The 18,517-nt window shown below is 60.8% G+C and carries 21 protein-coding genes; 13 read left to right on the top strand and 8 right to left on the bottom strand.

Annotated elements, in window-relative coordinates; all coding sequences use genetic code 11:
* Positions 1 to 80: 80 nt before the first annotated feature.
* Together AC1DWG_RS10475 and AC1DWG_RS10470 are read left to right on the top strand one after the other, a co-directional pair.
* The gene (locus tag AC1DWG_RS10475) at positions 81 to 692 is read left to right on the top strand and encodes a TetR/AcrR family transcriptional regulator (protein ID WP_477787745.1); all 612 of its coding nucleotides are present in this window, start codon (positions 81 to 83) and stop codon (positions 690 to 692) included.
* A gap of 125 nt (positions 693 to 817) precedes the next feature.
* Positions 818 to 1,348, top strand: coding sequence for a DUF1003 domain-containing protein (locus AC1DWG_RS10470; RefSeq protein WP_477787744.1), 531 nt, complete (start codon positions 818 to 820; stop codon positions 1,346 to 1,348).
* 7 nt (positions 1,349 to 1,355) lie between these two features.
* Here the strand turns inward: AC1DWG_RS10470 and AC1DWG_RS10465 are convergent, their stop codons facing one another.
* Positions 1,356 to 2,297 (bottom strand): LysR family transcriptional regulator, encoded by a 942-nt coding sequence (locus AC1DWG_RS10465; RefSeq protein WP_477787743.1) that lies wholly within the window; start codon positions 2,295 to 2,297, stop codon positions 1,356 to 1,358.
* Positions 2,298 to 2,312: 15 nt separating this feature from the next.
* Here AC1DWG_RS10465 and AC1DWG_RS10460 point away from each other — a divergent pair, with 15 nt between their 5' ends.
* Both AC1DWG_RS10460 and AC1DWG_RS10455 read left to right on the top strand, forming a co-directional pair.
* On the top strand, positions 2,313 to 3,020 hold the full coding sequence (locus tag AC1DWG_RS10460) for a CTP synthase C-terminal region-related (seleno)protein (RefSeq protein ID WP_477787742.1): 708 nt from the start codon (positions 2,313 to 2,315) through the stop codon (positions 3,018 to 3,020).
* Positions 3,017 to 3,340, top strand: coding sequence for an antibiotic biosynthesis monooxygenase family protein (locus AC1DWG_RS10455; protein ID WP_477787741.1), 324 nt, complete (start codon positions 3,017 to 3,019; stop codon positions 3,338 to 3,340). The genes AC1DWG_RS10460 and AC1DWG_RS10455 overlap by 4 nt, the downstream gene beginning before the upstream one ends.
* A 142-nt stretch (positions 3,341 to 3,482) precedes the next feature.
* Here the strand turns inward: AC1DWG_RS10455 and AC1DWG_RS10450 are convergent, their stop codons facing one another.
* Positions 3,483 to 3,809 carry a DUF2025 family protein gene (locus tag AC1DWG_RS10450; protein WP_477765452.1) on the bottom strand — a complete coding sequence of 109 codons (327 nt, stop codon included), beginning with the start codon at positions 3,807 to 3,809 and terminating at the stop codon, positions 3,483 to 3,485.
* Positions 3,810 to 4,020: 211 nt separating this feature from the next.
* Between AC1DWG_RS10450 and AC1DWG_RS10445 the strand changes: the two genes are divergently transcribed.
* The gene (locus AC1DWG_RS10445) at positions 4,021 to 5,145 is read left to right on the top strand and encodes a glycerophosphodiester phosphodiesterase (RefSeq protein WP_477787740.1); all 1,125 of its coding nucleotides are present in this window, start codon (positions 4,021 to 4,023) and stop codon (positions 5,143 to 5,145) included.
* Positions 5,146 to 5,297: 152 nt separating this feature from the next.
* The gene (locus AC1DWG_RS10440; RefSeq protein WP_108215173.1) at positions 5,298 to 5,603 is read left to right on the top strand and encodes a PepSY domain-containing protein; all 306 of its coding nucleotides are present in this window, start codon (positions 5,298 to 5,300) and stop codon (positions 5,601 to 5,603) included.
* A gap of 60 nt (positions 5,604 to 5,663) precedes the next feature.
* On the opposite strand, the gene AC1DWG_RS10435 is transcribed toward AC1DWG_RS10440, so the two are convergent.
* Positions 5,664 to 7,289, bottom strand: a complete 1,626-nt coding sequence (locus tag AC1DWG_RS10435) for a methyl-accepting chemotaxis protein (RefSeq protein WP_477787739.1) — start codon at positions 7,287 to 7,289, stop codon at positions 5,664 to 5,666.
* Between the two features lie 273 nt (positions 7,290 to 7,562).
* Between AC1DWG_RS10435 and AC1DWG_RS10430 the strand changes: the two genes are divergently transcribed.
* The 4 genes from AC1DWG_RS10430 (at position 7,563) to AC1DWG_RS10415 (ending at position 12,153) form a co-directional block, all read left to right on the top strand.
* Positions 7,563 to 8,585: a transporter gene (locus AC1DWG_RS10430; RefSeq protein WP_477756221.1), complete on the top strand. Its 1,023-nt coding sequence runs from the start codon at positions 7,563 to 7,565 to the stop codon at positions 8,583 to 8,585.
* Positions 8,586 to 8,767: 182 nt separating this feature from the next.
* On the top strand, positions 8,768 to 10,381 hold the full coding sequence (locus AC1DWG_RS10425; protein WP_477787738.1) for an inorganic phosphate transporter: 1,614 nt from the start codon (positions 8,768 to 8,770) through the stop codon (positions 10,379 to 10,381).
* 186 nt (positions 10,382 to 10,567) lie between these two features.
* Complete coding sequence (locus AC1DWG_RS10420) at positions 10,568 to 11,434, top strand: hypothetical protein (RefSeq protein ID WP_477765457.1); 867 nt, start codon at positions 10,568 to 10,570, stop codon at positions 11,432 to 11,434.
* A complete protein-coding gene (locus AC1DWG_RS10415) occupies positions 11,431 to 12,153 on the top strand; it encodes a TylF/MycF/NovP-related O-methyltransferase (RefSeq protein ID WP_056725897.1) in 723 nt (240 codons plus the stop codon). The genes AC1DWG_RS10420 and AC1DWG_RS10415 overlap by 4 nt, the downstream gene beginning before the upstream one ends.
* 115 nt (positions 12,154 to 12,268) lie before the next feature.
* Here the strand turns inward: AC1DWG_RS10415 and AC1DWG_RS10410 are convergent, their stop codons facing one another.
* Positions 12,269 to 13,165: a LysR family transcriptional regulator gene (locus AC1DWG_RS10410; protein WP_477765458.1), complete on the bottom strand. Its 897-nt coding sequence runs from the start codon at positions 13,163 to 13,165 to the stop codon at positions 12,269 to 12,271.
* Positions 13,166 to 13,287: 122 nt separating this feature from the next.
* Here AC1DWG_RS10410 and AC1DWG_RS10405 point away from each other — a divergent pair, with 122 nt between their 5' ends.
* Positions 13,288 to 14,046, top strand: a complete 759-nt coding sequence (locus tag AC1DWG_RS10405; RefSeq protein ID WP_477765459.1) for an SDR family NAD(P)-dependent oxidoreductase — start codon at positions 13,288 to 13,290, stop codon at positions 14,044 to 14,046.
* Between the two features lie 147 nt (positions 14,047 to 14,193).
* On the opposite strand, the gene AC1DWG_RS10400 is transcribed toward AC1DWG_RS10405, so the two are convergent.
* A complete protein-coding gene (locus AC1DWG_RS10400) occupies positions 14,194 to 14,628 on the bottom strand; it encodes a multidrug/biocide efflux PACE transporter (RefSeq protein ID WP_477765460.1) in 435 nt (144 codons plus the stop codon).
* 90 nt (positions 14,629 to 14,718) lie between these two features.
* Here AC1DWG_RS10400 and AC1DWG_RS10395 point away from each other — a divergent pair, with 90 nt between their 5' ends.
* Positions 14,719 to 15,573, top strand: a complete 855-nt coding sequence (locus tag AC1DWG_RS10395) for a LysR family transcriptional regulator (RefSeq protein ID WP_477787737.1) — start codon at positions 14,719 to 14,721, stop codon at positions 15,571 to 15,573.
* A 164-nt stretch (positions 15,574 to 15,737) separates the two neighbouring features.
* Here AC1DWG_RS10395 and AC1DWG_RS10390 read toward each other — a convergent pair whose 3' ends face one another.
* The 3 genes from AC1DWG_RS10390 to AC1DWG_RS10380 form a co-directional block, all read right to left on the bottom strand.
* Positions 15,738 to 16,973, bottom strand: coding sequence for an RNA polymerase sigma factor (locus AC1DWG_RS10390; RefSeq protein WP_477787736.1), 1,236 nt, complete (start codon positions 16,971 to 16,973; stop codon positions 15,738 to 15,740).
* 1 nt (position 16,974) lies between these two features.
* Positions 16,975 to 17,319, bottom strand: coding sequence for a YciI family protein (locus AC1DWG_RS10385; protein WP_007985194.1), 345 nt, complete (start codon positions 17,317 to 17,319; stop codon positions 16,975 to 16,977).
* Between the two features lie 78 nt (positions 17,320 to 17,397).
* Positions 17,398 to 17,823 carry a YybH family protein gene (locus AC1DWG_RS10380; protein WP_477765463.1) on the bottom strand — a complete coding sequence of 142 codons (426 nt, stop codon included), beginning with the start codon at positions 17,821 to 17,823 and terminating at the stop codon, positions 17,398 to 17,400.
* Positions 17,824 to 17,964: 141 nt separating this feature from the next.
* Between AC1DWG_RS10380 and AC1DWG_RS10375 the strand changes: the two genes are divergently transcribed.
* Positions 17,965 to 18,450: a GNAT family N-acetyltransferase gene (locus AC1DWG_RS10375; protein WP_477765464.1), complete on the top strand. Its 486-nt coding sequence runs from the start codon at positions 17,965 to 17,967 to the stop codon at positions 18,448 to 18,450.
* The last annotated feature ends 67 nt before the right edge of the window (positions 18,451 to 18,517 follow it).

Raw genomic sequence — 18,517 nt, 5'->3', positions numbered from 1 at the left:
TAGTTTCTAGGTTGCATCAAAGTCGATGACAAGTAAACTACCGAGTGTAATTCTCACTTTCTTCCTGCCGAAGCGTACTTATGACAGCTCCACAGCGCCTCACCGACCGAAAACGCCAAGCGATCATTCAAGCCGCGATCAACGAGTTCCGTGACAACGGTTTCGAGATCACCAGCATGGACAAGATTGCGGCCACTGCCGGCGTGTCGAAGCGCACGGTGTACAACCACTTCCCCAGCAAGGAAGAGTTGTTCGCCGAAATTCTCAATCAACTATGGATCCGGGTGACGGCAGAACAGGAAACGGCCTACCGTCCCGACCTGCCGCTACGCGATCAACTGCGCGAGTTGCTGATGGCCAAGCTGCACATGTTGGGCGATGACAATTTTCTCGACCTGGCACGGGTGGCGATAGCGGCGACGATTCATTCCCCGGAACGGGCGCAGAATATGGTGGCCCGAATGGGCGAACGCGAAGAAGGGCTGACGGTGTGGATTCGTGCCGCTCAGGCCGATGGCCGGTTGAAAGCCATTGCCCCTGAGTTTGCTGCACAACAGGTACAGGGGCTGCTCAAGTCGTTTGCATTCTGGCCGCAGATTTCCATGGGCCAGCCTTGCTTGTCACCCGAAGAACAACACCAGGTGGCCGAGTCCGCGCTGGACATGTTTCTGGCCTGCTATCAGTTGCAATAAATGACAAGGTCAACGGCGGTGTCGAAGGATTGATGGCTCTGATTTGAACGGCTCAATGTGTTTCAGAATGAAACCGGCGCTGAGGCTATAGTGAGCTTCAGTCCCAGCGCCAGACAGAGAGCATCATGACCACCAACCACGAAACCGCCCCCCACGTCGATCACCTGCGTTTCCATCGCCCTCATGCCCACCTTGCGCCGACCTTTGGCAATGACAAGTTTGCCCTGCGCGCCGAAGCCTTTGCGCGGTTCTTCGGCACACCGACTTTTCTCGGCGCACAAACGCTGATCGTGGTGATCTGGGTGTGCCTCAACCTGTCCGGTTTCACCCACTTCGATGCGTACCCGTTCATCCTGCTCAACCTGGCTTTCAGCCTGCAATCGGCCTATGCCGCGCCATTGATTCTGTTGGCCCAGACTCGTCAGGCCGCGCGGGACAAAGCCCAATCCGATGCCGATGCGCAGCACCGCGAAGCGCTGGCGACCGCCAACAGCGAGCGACAGGCGCAAGCCGCGAAAAACACCGCACAACTGCTGGAGTTGCTTGAGCAGAACACCCGCCTCACGGAAATGACCAAGGCCCTCACCGAACGCATCGAAAACCTGACCACGGAAATGCATCAGCACTTCGTGCGCAAGGATGGACCGAAGACCTGAAAGGGTTTCACGGCAGTTTCAGCGCCCGCCCCAACTCATCGAACAAGGTGACCACCGAGCGCAAGGCGCGGCAGTCGGGACGGGTCAGCAGCCACAGCGCAGTGTCGTATCCGTGCAATGGTTCGCTCAGCGGCTGTAATCCGTCGCCGATCAAAAAGTCCGGTAACGCCGCTATACCCAGGCCGGCCCTGACCAGCTCAGTCACCGACAGCATGCTGTTGCAGCGATAGCCCGGCGTTATGCCCGGCAAGGCCTGGCGACGCCAGGTAACGGTCGGGTGGTCCGGCAGGAAGTCATCCGGGGCGATCCAGGTCAATGAGGCCAGGTCTGTGGTGTTGACCGATTGCAGGTATCGCTCGCTGGCGCACACGCGGTAGGCAATGTCCGCCAGCCGCCGTCCTACAAGATGCTCCGGTGGCATGCGGGTCAGGCGCAGGGCGATATCGGCATCCCGACGGCTGAGGTTGGCAAAATCATTGGACGTACTGAGTTCGAGGGTCAGTGCCGGATAGTTCGGCATGAACTGCGCCAGCGCCGGCAACAGCAAACCTTGCAGGACCGAATCGGTACAGGTCAGGCGCACGATGCCGCTGATCACTTCACCGCCCTGCTCCACACCGATGCGCGCCGCCTCCAGCGCTTGCTCGGCGCGCTCGGCCTGTTCAGCCAGGGACTGCGCCAGGGTGGTGGGCAGGTAACCGGCGCGGCTTTTTTCGAACAATTGCTGGCCCAGTGCTGCCTCCAGCCGGCGCACCGCTCGAAACACCGTCGAGACATCCACCTTCAACAGCTGCGCGGCCCGGGCCAGAGAGCCGCCGCGCATCAGTGCGAGAATCAGGGCCAGGTCCGGATAGTCCAGTCGATAGTGCGCCACTGCATTGATCACTTGGGAGAACGCCAATATTGAGTGCGTGAACGCCAATCTATAGTGGGCACCAGGAATCAACAAGTGCAGAGGCCCCTCATGGAAACCAACCCGATTCGCATCGCCCTGATCGGCGACTACGACCCACACGTCACCGCCCACCAGGCCATTCCCGTCGCCCTCGAAAAGGCCGCTGAACACAGCGGTCTGAATGTGCAATGGCAATGGCTGCCCACCGATGAAATCCACGCCGAGTCACCGCTGCACACCTTCGATGGCTTCTGGTGTGTACCGGCCAGCCCTTACCGCAGTACGGACGGCGCATTGACAGCGATCCGTTTTGCCCGCGAACGACGGCGACCTTTCCTCGGCACCTGCGGTGGTTTTCAACACGCGGTGCTGGAATACGCGCGCAATGTGCTGGGCTGGTCGGATGCCGAACACGGCGAGACTTCACCCGATGCAACGCGGGCGCTGCTGACGCCACTGTCGTGCGCGCTGGTGGAGGCAGTCGATACGATTCATTTGCTTGAGGGTTCGTTGATCGCCGATGCGTACGAAAGCACCGAAACTCGTGAAGGCTATCGCTGTCGCTATGGAGTGAATCCGCAGTTCGAAAGGGAGCTGCTCAAGCGCGAACTTCACAGCGTCGGCCACGATTCTGAACAAGGACTGCGCGTGGTCGAACTCAGCGGTCATCCGTTCTTTGTCGCGACCTTGTTCCAGCCCGAGCGAGCGGCGCTCAAGGGCGTCTTGCCGCCGTTGGTTGGCGCCTTTGTCGAAGCCTGTGCGGGGCGGTCGTCATGATCGCCGATACGTCAGCCGCGCCTTATTACGCGGTGATCTTTACCTCACTGCGCGCCGAGGGTGACCTGGGTTACGCCGAAGCGGCCGCACGGATGCTGGAACTGGCCCGTGAACAGCCGGGGTTTCTCGGGGTGGAATCGGCGCGGGGCGAGGATGGGCTTGGGATTACGGTGTCGTACTGGGCCAGTGAAGCGGCAATTTTGGCGTGGAAGCATCATCCGGAGCATGCGGCAATTCGCGAGCGTGGGCGCTCGACCTGGTATTCGCGGTGTCATACGCGGGTGTGCCGGGTTGAGCGGGCCTACGGGTTCAGCCGGTAAATAATGTGGTGTGCTTGAGGCCGTCTTCGCGGGCAAGCCCGCTCCTACAGTGTTTTGTGTCGGGTACATTTCTTGTGTACACCCAAGATCTCTGTGGGAGCGGGCTTGCCCGCGAAGAGGCCAGAACAGTCACCGCAAAAACTCAGCCCTGAACCAAACTGCGAACCGCCGAAATCTCCGGCACTTCCCGCCGGTTCATGTACACCCGCAACGGCTCGGTGATGTTGATCCGGTCATCGATGTTCTGGTCCAGCAACAACTGAATCAACTCACGCTTGAGCGTCATGGTCTGCCCGGGACCAGTGGCCCAGACGAATTCGCTGGTCGGGATGATGCCGTCGTCCGCCACGTCCATGCCGAACGAGTCTTCGCTGAAGCGCACGATGTAGTGCCCGGTCTTGCGGTTGAGGCCGACGAAGCCTTTGAGTTGGTCGGCAGCCTGGCAGATGATCTGGGAAGTGATGCGCATGGTAAACCCCGCAATGGTGATCGTTGGTTTGCACGCAGGGCCTGCGTTTCCCTCTGCCGGGGAAATTGCAGGGCCCCAGCGTACTGCAATCGGGCGCACAAAAGCGCTGACGAAAATCAGCTTTAGACAGGTTTGTGTCGGTCTCGCGATAGCGCCTGCAAAGATCAGTTGTTAAAAGGGACCGCTCACTCATTGCGAAAGGATCTCGACCATGTCTGCAACCTTTACTAAAAGCACCGTGTTACTGAGCCTGCTGCTCGGCCTCGGCCAGGTACAGGCCGCCAGCGAACCCGGTCCCGCGGCGCTGGCGACTCGCCTGGGTATTCCGCATCCCGCGGTGATCGCCCACCGTGGCGCGTCGTTCGATGCGCCGGAATCCACCGCCGCCGCCTACAAGACTGCCCGCGACCTGGGCACCGACTATCTGGAAATGGACCTGCAGCGCAGCAAGGATGGCGTGCTGTTTGCCCTGCACGACAACAATCTGCAACGCACCACCGACGTCGCCAGCAAATTCCCCGAGCGCAAGGACAGCCCGGCCAACGCGTTCACCATGGCCGAACTGAAAACCCTGGATGCGGGTAGCTGGTTCAATACCGCGTACCCGGATCGCGCGCGTCCTGGCTTTGCCGGCCTGAAGATTCTGACCCTTGATGAAATCATCGACATCGCCGAGGGCAATGCCCTGCACAAGCCCGGCCTGTACATCGAGACCAAGGAGCCGAAGCAGTTTCCCGGCATCGAACACGACCTCAAGGCAAAACTTCAGGACCGTGGCTGGCTGAGCCCGACCGGTTCGAAACTGGCGAAAAGCGAACTGGGGGTCGGCCAGGGCAACGGTAAGGTAGTCCTGCAGACCTTCGAGAAGAGCAGCCTCGAACTGCTGCAAAAGGAAATGCCGACGGTGCCGAAGATCCTGCTGTTGTGGGTCGGTGAAGGCAGTATCGAGCCCAAGTCCAAGGTGACATTTGCCGAGTCCGGCGCCAAGGACAAGGCCGCGTACTACGCAGCTCAGCAACCGAAGGACAAAGCCGAATTCCAGCGTTGGGTTGATTACGCCAAGGCCCAGGGTGCAATTGGCACCGGGCCGTCCGCCGCACTGACCCAGGGGGGCGACCAGAGTTACTCCGATCTGGTGCAACCGTGGATGAACCGGTACACCCACGACCAGGGCCTGCTGGTGCACGTGTACACCATCGACGATGCGGTGGACTACCAGAAAGTCATGGACGCCGGTGTCGACGGCATCTTCACCAATCGCGCCAGTGAATTGCTGAAGTTCTATAAACGCCCGGCGGCGAGTGTCGATCAAGTGTTGAAGAACAACGGCTATTGAGCCGTGCCTGGCATGACACCGAGGTGCCTGCATCGCGAGCAGGCTCGCTCCTACAGGGATTGATGCAGGACATGTCGGGGGTTTTAAGGGTGGATTAATTTACACAAGGTAACCTGATCTCACTTGAACGGATCACCCAAGGAAAGAAGCCCATGAAGACCCTGACTGCTTTGTTGACCGCTGCAACCCTGACCTTCGCCGCGGGCCTGGCCCAGGCCGATGTGCGAGTCGATGAGATCCCGCAACTGGTCAAGGACGGCAAGATCAAGTCGCTGGAAGATCTGAACAGGATCGCGCTGGATCTGCACCCGGGTGCAACGATCACCAAAACCGAACTGGACAACTACTTCAACGGTTACGAGTACGAAGTCGAACTGCGTGATGCCAAAAACGTCGAGTGGGATGTGGACATCGATGCCTCCAACGGCAAGGTCCTGAAGAACAAACAGGACACCTGATCCCGAAGCGCACAAAAGCCGCACGATTGAGAAGTCGTGCGGCTTTTGTGCATTCTGGACTCAAGCGCTCAAACGCGCCGTCACCTCGTTCAACTGCCCCGACAAACCATGCAGGTTGCTGCTGGCCGCTTCAGTGCGCTGCACGTTGTCCAGGTTGGTACTGGCAATGCTGGTGATCTCGGTGAGGTTGCGCGAGATGTCTTCGGCCACCGAGGTCTGCTCTTCGGCGGCAGTGGCGATCTGGCGGTTCATGTCACGGATGGCTTCCACGGCCAGGGTGATGCGTTCGAGCATGGCGCCGGCCTCGGTCACTTGCTGCACGCTCTGCTCGCTGCGCGACTGACCGCTTTCAATCGCCTGGGCCGCTTCGATTGCACCGGTCTGCACGGTCTGGATGATCTGGTTGATCTCGATGATCGACGCCGCCGTGCGCTGTGCCAGGCTGCGCACTTCATCGGCCACCACTGCGAATCCGCGTCCGGCCTCGCCGGCGCGCGCCGCTTCGATGGCCGCGTTGAGCGCCAGCAGGTTGGTCTGTTCGGCGATGCCGCGAATCACTTCCAGCACTTTGCCGATACGCCCGCTGTCGGTTTCCAGCTGGCGGATGACCGTGGCGGTGTTGGCGATTTCGCCGCGCATTTGGGTGATGGTGTGGATGGTGCCCTGCATGACTTTTTCGCCCTGCTGGGCGGACTGGTCGGCATCATCGGCGGCCCGTGCCGCTTCGGCGGCATGACGGGCCACTTCCTGTGCGGTAGCGGACATTTCGTTCATCGCCGTGGCCACCTGATCGGTGCGGTTGAACTGCTCGTTGGTACCGCCGGCCATCACCGTGGCGATCGAGTTCAACTCACCGCTGGCGCTGTCCAGGTCAGACGCGCTGCGCTGCAAACGGCTGAAGGTTTCGGCAAGGAAATCGCGCAGGGTGTTGGCGGCCATCGCCAGTTTGCCCAACTCGTCCTGACGGGTGCTGGCCACGCGCTCGGCAATACGCCCTTGGCTGAGCTGCGCCACGTATTCGATCAGTTTGCGGATCGGCTCGACCAGGTTGCGGTTGACCAGCCACAGGCTCAGCAGGCCGATCAGCAAACCCGAAACCAGCATCACCATGATCCCCAGCATCACCGTGCGATCGGCAGCGGCGCTGATCAGCGTCGATTGTTCGGCGCCCTGCTTGCGCAACTCGCTGACCAGTTCACTCATCTGATCGCTGGCCGCGCGGTCCACGCCCTTGACCGCCGCGTCGCCTGCCGTCGGGTCACCACCGGCGGCCACGAACGCGTCCCGGCCCTTCTGATAGGCCGCGCCCAACTGGCGATGTTCGTCACGCAAGCGCTCGATGCGGCTCTTGAGTTGCGGCTCGATGCCCTTCTGCCCGGCCAGCTCGCCGAGGATGTTTTGCACATCGCGCTGACGGTCTTCGAATTGCCCCCAGTACTTGCTCAGGTCCGCCGGTTGCTTGCCGCGCAACAGGACGTTTTTCCACTCCTGCACCTGCACCTTGAATTGCAGGTTGGCTTCATCGATCAATTGCGAGGTATGCAGCGGGCCTTCGATCAGATTGGCGTAGCTCTGCACGCCGCTGGACAGGAAGTGAAAGCACGCCAGCGCGATCAACAGCATCGCCAGCAGGCTGCCGCTCAGCAGGGCGAGAATTTGTGCTCTCAGGGACTTTTGCAAAAGCATCGGATGGTACTCATGACGGGAATGAGGCACGCCCCGGTAAGGCGTGAAAAGTGTCCGGACTTCCCTGTCTGCGATCACGGCCGATGGCCGGGGGCGCGCAATCCAACCCAAGCGTGATCGGCAAGCCAGAGCGGTTCTTGAGAAAATTCCGACCGCCGGTAGTGCAATCGTTTGCGTTATTTTCCCGTCACAAAACCGTCATCCCCGCTTGCGATGATGCCGTTCAAGTGAACCTGCGAAACCTGCGACAGGCGTCTCCCCTTGCGAGCCCTCATGAACCACAGCATCGATCACAGTCATCGCGACACGGATCTGTTCGGCCTGCTTTACGGTTTCAGTTTTCGCCCCGGTGAGGCCGGCCGGGAAATCAATTCGGCGGAGGCCTTGCAGTACCTGCAACAACCGCAGAGCGACGAGCAATTTCTCTGGCTGCATCTGAACCTCGCCCATGCCGCGTGCGAACGCTGGATGAAAAGTCATCTGGAATTGCCCGAAGAATTTTTCGAAGCGCTGCACGAAGGCTCGCGCTCGACGCGCATCGAACATGTCGACTCCGCGTTGCTGGCGGTGGTCAACGATGTGGTGTTCAACCTCAGCAACATGGTCTCGTCGGATGTCTCGACCCTGTGGGTGTGCGCCCGCAGCCAATTGATCATCAGCGCCCGCCTGCAACCGCTGCACTCGGTGGACAAACTGCGCTCATCGGTGAAGGCCCGGGAATGCTTTCGCTCCCCGCTGGAGTTGCTGGTGCATTTGCTGCGCGACCAAGGTGAAGTGCTGACCCAGATCGTGCGCAAGACCAGCCAGAGCGTGGATCAGATCGAAGACGAATTGCTCTCCTCGCGCCTGTCGACCAACCGCGCTGAGCTGGGCGCCAATCGCCGGGTGCTGGTGCGCTTGCAACGGCTGCTGGCGCTGGAGCCAGGCTCCTTGCTGCGCCTGCTCAACCGGCCGCCGCAATGGCTGCAAAAGGAAGACGTGAAGGAGCTGCGAAAATCCACCGAGGAGTTTGCGCTGATCATCAACGACCTCACGGCGCTGGGTGAGCGGATCAAGCTGTTGCAGGAAGAGATCGCCGCCAACATCAACGAACAGACCAACCGCACGCTGTTCACCCTGACGGTGGTAACGGTGCTGGCGCTGCCGATCAACATCATCGCCGGCTTCTTCGGCATGAACGTCGGCGGCATTCCGCTGGCCGGTGATCCGGAAGGTTTCTGGATCCTCGTGGCGCTGGTCGCGACCTTTACCGTGATTGCCGGGCGCTGGGCGTTTCGCAAGCAGCAGGATTATTGAGTTCCCTTCATCACCCGACACACTGAACAACTGTGGCGAGGGGGCTTGCATGGCATCAGGCAATGTGTGGAAACTCAGATCAGCGGCCCTGCAAAAAACCCAAACACTGACCCAGAACAGCCTCCCTGTAACAATTGGCAACGATTATCACTGGTACACCTCCCCCCTCAGGAATGTCCGTGATGGCTACGCCCTCCTACACCGCCGCCCCGGCACCCGCCAGTAGCACCAAACCACTATTCGACAAAAAACCCGGCCTGCTCACCATCGTGGTGTTTTTTGCCGTGCTGGCCATCGGCTTATTGTTTACCGCCTACAGCCTGATGCACGACATGAGCGAACTCGGCACGGTGGTCACCACCTGGACGCCGTTTCTGCTGCTCGGCGTGGCGCTGCTGATTGCCCTGGGCTTTGAGTTCGTCAACGGCTTCCACGACACCGCCAACGCAGTGGCCACGGTGATTTACACCCACTCGTTGCCGCCAAACGTTGCGGTGGTCTGGTCCGGTTTCTTCAACTTCCTCGGGGTGCTGCTGTCCAGCGGCGCGGTGGCGTTCGGCATCATTGCCCTGCTGCCGGTGGAGCTGATCCTGCAAGTCGGTTCGTCCGCCGGTTTCGCCATGATCTTCGCCCTGCTGATCGCCGCGATCCTGTGGAACCTCGGCACCTGGTGGCTGGGCCTGCCGGCGTCGTCATCGCACACCCTGATCGGTTCGATCATCGGGGTCGGCGTGGCCAACGCCCTGATGCACGGCCGCGACGGCACCAGCGGTGTGGACTGGGCGCAAGCCACCAAGATCGGTTACGCGCTGCTGCTCTCGCCCCTGGTCGGCTTCGGCTGCGCCGCACTGCTGTTGCTGGCCCTGCGCGCGTTCGTCAAGAATCGTGCGCTGTACAAGGAGCCAAAGGGCGAGACGCCACCACCATGGTGGATTCGCGGCCTGCTGATCGTGACCTGCACCGGTGTGTCGTTTGCCCACGGTTCCAACGACGGTCAGAAAGGCATGGGCCTGATCATGCTGATTCTGGTGGGCACGCTACCAATGGCTTACGCCTTGAACCGCACCATGCCGGCCGATCAAGCGTTGCAGTTCGCCGCGGTCGCCGAAGTGACCCAGCAGGCGCTGGTCAAGGCGGCACCGCAATCGCCCCCCGCCGACCCACGCGCGGTGCTGTCCGAATACATGCGCAGCAAGGAAGCGACCCCGCAACTGGTGCCGGCACTGGCGGCGCTGACCGGCAGCATTGGTGCCCAGGTCAAGGGTTATGGCTCGCTGTCGAAAGTCCCGGCCGAGGCCGTGGGCAACGTGCGTAACGACATGTATTTGAGCAGCGAAACCATTCGCCTGATGGACAAGAACAAGGTCGGCAATTTCGACGCCGACACCAACGGCAAGCTGCAACTGTTCAAGCAACAGATCGACAACTCCACACGGTTCATTCCGCTGTGGGTGAAAATCGCCGTGGCCATCGCCCTGGGTCTGGGCACCATGGTCGGCTGGAAGCGCATCGTGGTGACCGTCGGCGAGAAAATCGGCAAGACCCACCTGACCTACGCCCAGGGCGCCTCGGCAGAAACCGTGGCGATGCTGACCATCGGCGCCGCCGACATGTTCGGCCTGCCGGTGTCGACCACTCACGTGCTGTCCTCGGGCGTGGCCGGGACCATGGTCGCCAACGGCGGCGGCTTGCAGATGAGGACCATCCGCAACCTGCTGATGGCCTGGGTGTTGACCTTGCCGGCGGCGATCCTGCTGTCGGGTAGCCTGTACTGGTTGTTCACCCAACTGTTCTGATCACTCCCGCCTGTACTCACATCCCGCAGCGAGCAATCGCTGCGGGATGTTTGCTTTCAGCCCGGCGCAAAGCCGCGCATTTCATCGCCAACTCAAGGTATTGATCGTTTCATTCGAGGATGGCGCTTCAGTTTGTCAGCCTGTTGCCGACTCTTATGAGAGCCAAAGTATTCCTGGGTGAGAACCGTGAACTTATTCATCAATCAGTTGCACAAGCACGCTGATTTCAGAAGTGCGATCTACGCTGGCGACATCTTCCTCAACACCGAACTGAAAGCGGCAAAGGAACTCTGTGCCTTTGCCCAGGAAAGCATCACGGCCGCCTTCGATGGCGAGACCAACCACCAGGCGCTGCACACGCTGATGCCGGTGGAAGAGTTCGTGGTGCTGGTGACTCGCCTCAAGGGCCAGTTCACCAACAGCCTGCGTGCCAAGGAACTGATCCGCAGCTTCACCGACGAAATCGGTGCCGCTCCCGAAGAGTTCATTTTCGACGTACCGCGCATCCGTGTCGTGCCCAACTACGACTACCTGCACGCCGGCGTCAGCTACGCCTACAAGCCCCATCGCGATACCTGGTACGGCGGTGTCGACTGCCAGATCAATACCTGGATGCCGGTCTACACGATCCAGCCTGAGCAGACCATGATGATCAACCCGGCCTACTTCGACGTCGCGGTGAAAAACACCTCGGCGCAGTGGAGCCTGTCCGACTGGATCGACGTGCAACGTCAGCGCGCCAAGGACAACGTCAAGGAAGAGGCGCGCCAGCACCCGGTGCCCACCGAAGCGATCAACACCACCTCTGAACTGCGCATCGCCGGCAACACCGCCGAGATGCTGGTGTTCTCGGGTTCGCACCTGCACGGCACCGTGCCCAATTACACGCAACAAACCCGCTTCAGCGTGGACTTTCGCCTGATGCACCTCGACGACCTCAAGCAGCAGCGCGGCGCGATCAACGTCGACAGCGCCTGCCCGGATGTCGGCGCCGGTTTCAAAGACTACTTCCACGTCCACGACTTTTCGAATTTCCGAGGAATCCAGCAATGACCAAGCGTCGCATCACGCCCGCCGAGGCCCAGTACAACGAAACCCGTACCAATGTCCTGAAACGGGTCGATGCCGAATATGTGGCCGACGCGCCGTTCGTCTTCGCCAACCGTATCGGCGTGACCGCCGCGTTGTCGCGCATGGAACTGTTCAAGAAAGTCGCAGAAGTGCCGGGCGCGATCATTGAGTGCGGCGTGTACAAGGGCAACTCGTTGATGCTGTACATGCACTTGTCGATGATTCTCGAGCCGTATGCGATCAACCGCTCGATCGTGGGTTTCGACACCTTCGAAGGCTTCCAGAGCATCGACAAGAAAGAAGACCCGGCCGACGTCAACGAGACCATGTTCGCCGACACCGACCAGTCGCTGATCCAGGACATGATCGACGCCAACGACCTGTTGCGCCCGGTCAACCGGATTCCGCGTTGCGAACTGGTCAAGGGTGACATCGTCAAGACCGTGCCGGAGTGGGTCAAGACCCGTCCGGACCTGGTCGTGGCCATGCTGATCCTCGACACCGACCTGTACGAATCGACCAAAGTCGCGCTGGAAACCTTCCTGCCGTACATGCCCAAAGGCGCGATCGTGGTGCTCGACGAAGTCGCCTACCGCAACTTCCCGGGCGAAACCAAAGCCCTGCGTGAAGTGCTCGACCTGAACAAGATCGAACTCAAGCGTTTGCCGTTCGATTCGTGCGTGGGTTACTTCCACGTCTAATGGCACGCCAATACCTGTAGGAGCGAGCTTGCTCGCGAAAGCGGTCTGACATTCAGCATCGATGTTGTCTGACACGCCGTCATCGCGAGCAAGCTCGCTCCTACAGGGTCCGGGTTCAGGCCACTGACCGGATCACCTCCCCCAACCAATCCATGAACACCCTCACCCGCAACGGCAAATGCCGCTGCCGGGCATACAGCAGCGACGCCTCCATGGACGGCGCGTTGAACGACGGCAACACCTCGATCAATTCGCCGCTTTGCAGGTATTGCTGCATACCCATCCTCGGCGCCTGAATCAGGCCGAAACCACCCAGGCATGCGGCCTCGTAGGCATCGGTGCTGTTGACCGTGACACTCCCGGCCATCGGCAGTCGCTGCACCTGCCCCTTGTCGACGTACACGAACCCTTCCGAACGCCCGCCCAGTACACCGACGTAGTGCACCAGCCGATGCTGCGCCAGATCCTCCAGCCGCTCGGGCACGCCATAACGCTGCAAATACGCAGGGCTGGCGCAGTTGACCATGGTGAAGTCGCACAGGTGTCGCGCCACCACCGATTGGTCCGGTTGGGCGCCGATGCGCAGCACGCAATCGAACCCTTCGGCGAGCAGATCGACCCGACGGTCGGTGCTGCTGATTTCCAGTTCAAGCAGCGGGTGCTGCGCCATGAACGCCGGCAAGCGCGGCATCACCACGCGACGGGCGAGAATGTTCGGCAGGTCGATGCGAATCCGCCCGACCAGCGACGCTTCGTCCTGGCGAAACAAACCCTCGATTTCGTCCATATGCGACAGCAGGTCCTTGCTGCGCTCGTACAACACCAGGCCATCCTGGGTCGCCTGCACTTTGCGCGTGGTGCGCTGCAACAGCCGGGTGCCGAGCAAGGCCTCCAGTGCCTGCACATGTTCGGACACCGTTGAGCGAGGCAGGCCCAGGCTTTCTCCGGCCAGGGTGAAACTCGACATCTCGCTGACTCGGACAAAGGTGCGCAACAGTTCCAGTTTGTTCATCAGCCTGTTCTTCTATTGTTCGGATTATCCGACCAGTGATTCCGGTTTCACTCTGTTTATCACCACCAAGCGGATAAATAAACTTCCTCACAACAACCGCCCACTGCACTTGAGGAAGTCCCATGAACCGTAAAATCGCACTGATCACCGGCGCCAGCCGCGGCCTCGGTAAAAACGCAGCCCTGCATCTGGTCGCCCAAGGCATCGATATCATTGGCACCTACAACAGCCGCGCCGATGAGGCGCAGGCACTGGTGGTCGAGATTGAAAGCCTGGGCGGTCGCGCCGTCATGCTGCAACTGGACGTTGCCCAGAGTGGGAGCTTTAGCGCCTTCGGCAGCGAAGTCGCTAAAGTCTTGCAGAGCCACTTCGAGCGCGAGCGCTTCGATTTTCTGATCAACAACGCCGGAATCGGCCTGCACGCCAACTTCGTCGACACCACCGTCGAACAGTTCGACCTGTTAGCGAACATCCACTTCAAGGGGCCGTTTTTCCTCACGCAGACACTGTTGCCTTTGCTCAATGACGGCGGCCGCATCATCAACATTTCCAGTGGCCTGGCCCGTTTCAGCCTGCCGGGGCACAGCGCCTACGCGGCGATGAAAGGCGCGATGGAAGTGCTGACCCGCTACCAGGCCAAGGAACTCGGTGCGCGTAACATCGCGGTGAATATCCTCGCACCCGGTGCGATTGAAACCGATTTCGGCGATGGCGCCGTGCGCGACAACCCCGGGTTGAACACCCTGGTGGCAAACAACACCGCCCTGGGTCGCGCCGGTTTGCCGGATGACATCGGCGCCGCGATTGCATTACTGCTGGCGCCGGGCAGTCAGTGGATCAACGGTCAGCGTATCGAGGCGTCGGGGGGGATGTTTTTGTAAAACGCCTAACAACGGCGATTGGAATACCCTGTGGCGAGGGGGCTTGTCGGATCGCCGCACCGTCCCGTTCGGCTGCGAAGCAGTCGTAAAGCTTGGGACCGCTTCGCGCTCCAACGGGGGCGAGCCCCCTCGCCACAAAAACACACCTCAGCAAGCCTGACGAGTCATCACCATCCGCTCCCGAACCACGTCATACACCCAGTGGTAGACGTAGGTGTACGGCAGGAAGAACAGCAGCACGCCGATATCCAGCAGGAATGCCTGCCACAGGCTGACATTCAGCCACCAGGCGATCAGCGGTACGCCAAGAGCAACCAGACCGCCTTCGAACAACAGCGCATGCACCACGCGGACCCAGGCGTTGTGTGCGATGGCGAGGCGCTTGAGCACCCGGTCGAACATACCGTTGAAGACCACGTTCCAGGCCAGGGCCAGGCCGGCGATGAGGACGGTGACCATGCCCATTTCCAGCATCGGTTTGTTCATGATCCAGGCCAGCAACGGGGTACAGATCAGGATGGCCAGCAGTTCGAAGCCGATGGCCTGGAAAATACGTTCAGTAATGGACTTGTTGGCGCTCATGGCCGAACTCCCTTGAGTGACTGTGGTTGCCATGATCTGTCATCACACCGATACTTCATAACCAATAACCATCGATCAAGGCGATAGTTCATGGCTTCTCACGAAGTGTTGCTGGCATTTGTCGAAGCGGCGACCCAGGGCTCATTTTCTGCCGCGGCACGCAAGCTGGGCCGCAGTCAGTCGACCATCAGCGCCGCAGTGGCCAGCCTGGAAATCGACCTGAATCTGACGCTGTTCGACCGCAGCAGCCGCAAGCCCGGACTGACTCCGGCCGGGCACGTCATGCTGCAACGGGCCGAAGACATCCTGGCCGCCACCAGTCGCCTGGAAATGACCGCCAGCCAACTGTCCCAAGGGGTGGAGCCAAAGTTGACGGTGGCGCTGTCCGATACCTATCAGTCGGACCGTTTCGAAACCGCCCTCAGCGCCTTCGAGCAGCGTTATCCCGACCTTGAACTCGAATGCCTGATCGCCGAATGCGATGACCTGGTGTCCTTGGTCCAAAGCGGCCGGGCGCAGATTGCCTTTGCCGAAATGCAGGACAGCTACCCGCCGGACCTGGTCAGCTCGACGGTGGACGAGCGCACGGAGATCGCCTTGTTCGTGTCCCCGGCACACCCGTTGGCAACGCTGAACTACGTCGACCGGGACGTACTGCAGCAGCACCGCGAGCTGCGCCTGGCCACCATCATAAATCCCTATGAAAGTCGGGCGAAGGGCCGCGTCTGGTCGGCGCCGAGTTATCTGATGCTGCTGGAAATGGCCCAGGGCGGATTCGGCTGGGCACCGTTGCCCCGCTGGCTGGTCGAGCGGTTCGGGCCTGGCACGTTGCAGGAACTGGTGGTGCGCGGCTGGCCGAAAACGGTGTCGGTGGATGCGTTGTGGTCGCGGCTGAATCCGCCGGGGCCGGCGGGGAGCTGGTTGCTGGGCAAGATGCTGGAGTGAAGGTCCTTCGGCCCTTATCGCGAGCAAGCTCGCTCCTACAGGTTATTGTGTCGGTCATAAAACTTGTGTGCACCACTGCCCCTGTGGGTGTCGGTCATAAAACTTGTGTGCACCACTGCCCCTGTGGGAGCGAGCTTGCTCGCGATGAGGCCAGTACAGCCGCATCACTCCAACGCCTTGAGCCGCTCTTCGATAAACCGCCGCTCCGGCTCTTGCCGGGTCAATTCCAGTGCGCGCTGCCAAGCCGCCCGCGCCTGCTCCTTGCGACCCAGTTGCCGACAAAACTCCGCCCGCGCCGAATGCGCCAGGTGGTAGTCGAGCAGTTCTCCCCGCTCCAGAATCGCATCGACCAGCGTCAGCCCCGCCAGCGGACCATCGCGTTGCGAAATCGCCGCCGCACGATTCAACTCGATCACCGGCGACGGCACCGCCCGCAGCAGGACGTCATACAGACCGACAATCTGTGGCCAATCGGTTTCCCCCGCCGTCGCGGCTTCGGCGTGTACCGCCGCGATCGCCGCTTGCAGGCAATACGGTCCGAATCGTCCCATGCTCAACGCCTGTTCGATCAATGCGCATCCTTCACTGATCAGCCCGGCGTCCCACAGCGAACGGTCCTGCTCGTCGAGCACGATCAGCTCGCCGCTCGCCGAGGTCCTGGCCGGGCGTCGCGACTCGTGCAACAGCATCAACGCCAGCAAGCCCATCACCTCCGGTTCCGGCAACAGTTCCACCAGCAACCGGCCGAGACGGATCGCTTCGCGGGTCAAGTCCTCGCGGATCAGTTCGGCTCCGATGGACGCGGAATACCCCTCGTTGAACACCAGGTAAATCACCCGCAATACGCTGTCCAGGCGCTCGGGCAACTCAGCGAGGGTTGGCACTTGATAAGGAATTTTCGCGTCGCGGATCTTCGCCTTGGCGCGCACGATGCGCTGGGCGATGGTGGCCGGGGCCGAGAGAAAGGCCCGGGCGATTTCTTCCGTGGTCAGGTCGCAGACCTCCCGTAGCGTCAGCGGCACTTGCGCGTCCGCCGCCAGGGCCGGGTGGCAGCAAGTGAAGATCAGCCGCAGGCGATCGTCTTCCACGTCGTCATCACTCCAGTCTGCCTGTTCCAGTTCCTCCAGTTGAGCGATCAACATGGGCTGCGACGCGGCAAAACGTGCGCGCCGGCGCAAGGCATCGATGGCCTTGAAGCGTCCGGTGGACACCAGCCAGGCCCGCGGATTGTCCGGCACGCCGTCACGCTGCCAGCGTTCGACCGCGATGAAAAACGCCTCGTGCAAGGCCTCTTCGGCGAGGTCGAAATCCCCCAGCAAGCGAATCAGGGTCGCAAGAATGCGCCTCGACTCTTCGCGATAGACCCGCTCGACCTGCGCCTGAACCGGCAGCCCTGGCATCTTAAGGATTCAACTGCCGAACGGGGCGCACTTCGACACTGCCGACCCGGGCCGCCGGAATGTTCCCGGCGACCTGGATGGCTTCGTTGAGGTCCCTGGCGTCGATCAGGTAGAAGCCGGCCAACTGCTCCTTGGTTTCGGCGAACGGGCCGTCGGTGATCGACATCTTGCCGTTGCGCATGCGCACCGTGGTGGCGGTCTGCACCGACTCCAGCGCCTCGGCGGCGACCATCCGGCCACTGCCCTGGATCGACTCGGCATAGGCCATGCACTCTTCGTCCTTCGGGCTTTCCGGCAGCGAATGCAGCAGGCGCTCGTCGCTGTAGACCAGGCATAAATATTTCATGAACGTCTCCTGATTCGAACGGATCAACTATGGCCGTGGATTGACCATTTGGCGCAGCGCCCCGAGAAAAAACATCGATCAGGGTTTCAGATCGAACAGGACGGTGCCGCTCATCATGTCGAACGGCGCCGACCAGTGTTCATGGACGATCTGCCACAACCCGTCCTCCTGGCGATAGCACGCACTGCCGCGCATCCAGCAGGCCTGGGTTTCGCCCTTGTCGTTGGTGCCGCCGCAATGGGCCAGCCAATGAGCGAAGGCGATCTCCTGGGACGCCTCGATGCGGATGTCCTGGAAGTCGAAAATGTGCGGCCCTGGGCACATTTTCATGCAATCCTCCCAATGCGCGCGGTACGCCTCCTTGCCCTTGAATTGCAGGGCCTTGACCGCGTCGAAGGAGACGATGTCGTCGGCATACAGGGTCATGATTTTATCTACGTCCTTGGCCATCATGGCCTGACGATAGGTTTCGATCAGGTTCTGGATCTGGGTTTGCGCATTCATGGTGGTTCTCCGTGGTTTTTATTGGAAGACACCCTTAGTCGTCTGGCGATCCGGCGAATCGACAGAAGAAATAAAAATAATCCATAACGCCAGACTCGCTAGAATCCGAGACTCATTTTCAGTTGGAAAAAGGACACTCCAGTGACAGCCCGACTCGTGCCTTATGAAAGCCTGAATGCGCTGCAGCGCCAGCAGGTCGAGGCAATTGAAGTACATCCGGAGCAAATAAAGTTCTCCGGTGACATCCACGGTGCATTGCACACCTTGTTGTCCAGGCCCGGCCCGGGGGTCAAAGGATTTGCCCTGCTGACCGAAGACATCCCCGTGGCCTTCCTGCTGCTCAAACGCCCGCCCGTATTGCCTGCGTGGGCCGATGAACACAGCGCCACGCTGCATGCCCTGCAAGTCGATCAACGCGCTCAAGGCAAAGGCTACGGCAAGGCCTGCCTGCAGGCGCTGCCCGAGGCGGCGCGCCTGGCCTGGCCGGAAATCAGGGGGCTGGAGTTGTCGGTGGATGCCGACAACGAGGCCGCCATCGCCCTGTACGTCAGGTTTGGCTTTGTCGACAGCGGCGAGGCGTACAAAGGCCGGATCGGTTATGAGCGGCGGATGGGGTTGGTGTTTTGAACGCGGCCCCCGCCAACACCACAAAACTACTGTAGGAGCGGGCTTGCCCGCGAAAGCGGTGTGTCAG

The sequence above is a fragment of the Pseudomonas sp. P4_B3 genome (assembly GCF_056402295.1).
Note: the sequence above shows the minus strand (reverse complement) of the source record. Positions and strands in the feature narration are given on the sequence as shown.

What these genes read in the sequence shown, in the direction of transcription:
- AC1DWG_RS10405 (WP_477765459.1), top strand. Translation starts at nt 13,288, where the DNA reads ATGAACCGTAAAATCGCACTGATCACCGGCGCCAGCCGCGGCCTCGGT.
- AC1DWG_RS10440 (WP_108215173.1), top strand. Translation starts at nt 5,298, where the DNA reads ATGAAGACCCTGACTGCTTTGTTGACCGCTGCAACCCTGACCTTCGCC.
- AC1DWG_RS10435 (WP_477787739.1), bottom strand. Translation starts at nt 7,289, where the DNA reads ATGCTTTTGCAAAAGTCCCTGAGAGCACAAATTCTCGCCCTGCTGAGC.
- AC1DWG_RS10380 (WP_477765463.1), bottom strand. Translation starts at nt 17,823, where the DNA reads ATGAATGCGCAAACCCAGATCCAGAACCTGATCGAAACCTATCGTCAG.
- AC1DWG_RS10395 (WP_477787737.1), top strand. Translation starts at nt 14,719, where the DNA reads ATGGCTTCTCACGAAGTGTTGCTGGCATTTGTCGAAGCGGCGACCCAG.
- AC1DWG_RS10460 (WP_477787742.1), top strand. Translation starts at nt 2,313, where the DNA reads ATGGAAACCAACCCGATTCGCATCGCCCTGATCGGCGACTACGACCCA.
- AC1DWG_RS10470 (WP_477787744.1), top strand. Translation starts at nt 818, where the DNA reads ATGACCACCAACCACGAAACCGCCCCCCACGTCGATCACCTGCGTTTC.
- AC1DWG_RS10425 (WP_477787738.1), top strand. Translation starts at nt 8,768, where the DNA reads ATGGCTACGCCCTCCTACACCGCCGCCCCGGCACCCGCCAGTAGCACC.
- AC1DWG_RS10445 (WP_477787740.1), top strand. Translation starts at nt 4,021, where the DNA reads ATGTCTGCAACCTTTACTAAAAGCACCGTGTTACTGAGCCTGCTGCTC.
- AC1DWG_RS10385 (WP_007985194.1), bottom strand. Translation starts at nt 17,319, where the DNA reads ATGAAATATTTATGCCTGGTCTACAGCGACGAGCGCCTGCTGCATTCG.
- AC1DWG_RS10430 (WP_477756221.1), top strand. Translation starts at nt 7,563, where the DNA reads ATGAACCACAGCATCGATCACAGTCATCGCGACACGGATCTGTTCGGC.
- AC1DWG_RS10475 (WP_477787745.1), top strand. Translation starts at nt 81, where the DNA reads ATGACAGCTCCACAGCGCCTCACCGACCGAAAACGCCAAGCGATCATT.
- AC1DWG_RS10390 (WP_477787736.1), bottom strand. Translation starts at nt 16,973, where the DNA reads ATGCCAGGGCTGCCGGTTCAGGCGCAGGTCGAGCGGGTCTATCGCGAA.
- AC1DWG_RS10400 (WP_477765460.1), bottom strand. Translation starts at nt 14,628, where the DNA reads ATGAGCGCCAACAAGTCCATTACTGAACGTATTTTCCAGGCCATCGGC.
- AC1DWG_RS10410 (WP_477765458.1), bottom strand. Translation starts at nt 13,165, where the DNA reads ATGAACAAACTGGAACTGTTGCGCACCTTTGTCCGAGTCAGCGAGATG.
- AC1DWG_RS10455 (WP_477787741.1), top strand. Translation starts at nt 3,017, where the DNA reads ATGATCGCCGATACGTCAGCCGCGCCTTATTACGCGGTGATCTTTACC.
- AC1DWG_RS10415 (WP_056725897.1), top strand. Translation starts at nt 11,431, where the DNA reads ATGACCAAGCGTCGCATCACGCCCGCCGAGGCCCAGTACAACGAAACC.
- AC1DWG_RS10450 (WP_477765452.1), bottom strand. Translation starts at nt 3,809, where the DNA reads ATGCGCATCACTTCCCAGATCATCTGCCAGGCTGCCGACCAACTCAAA.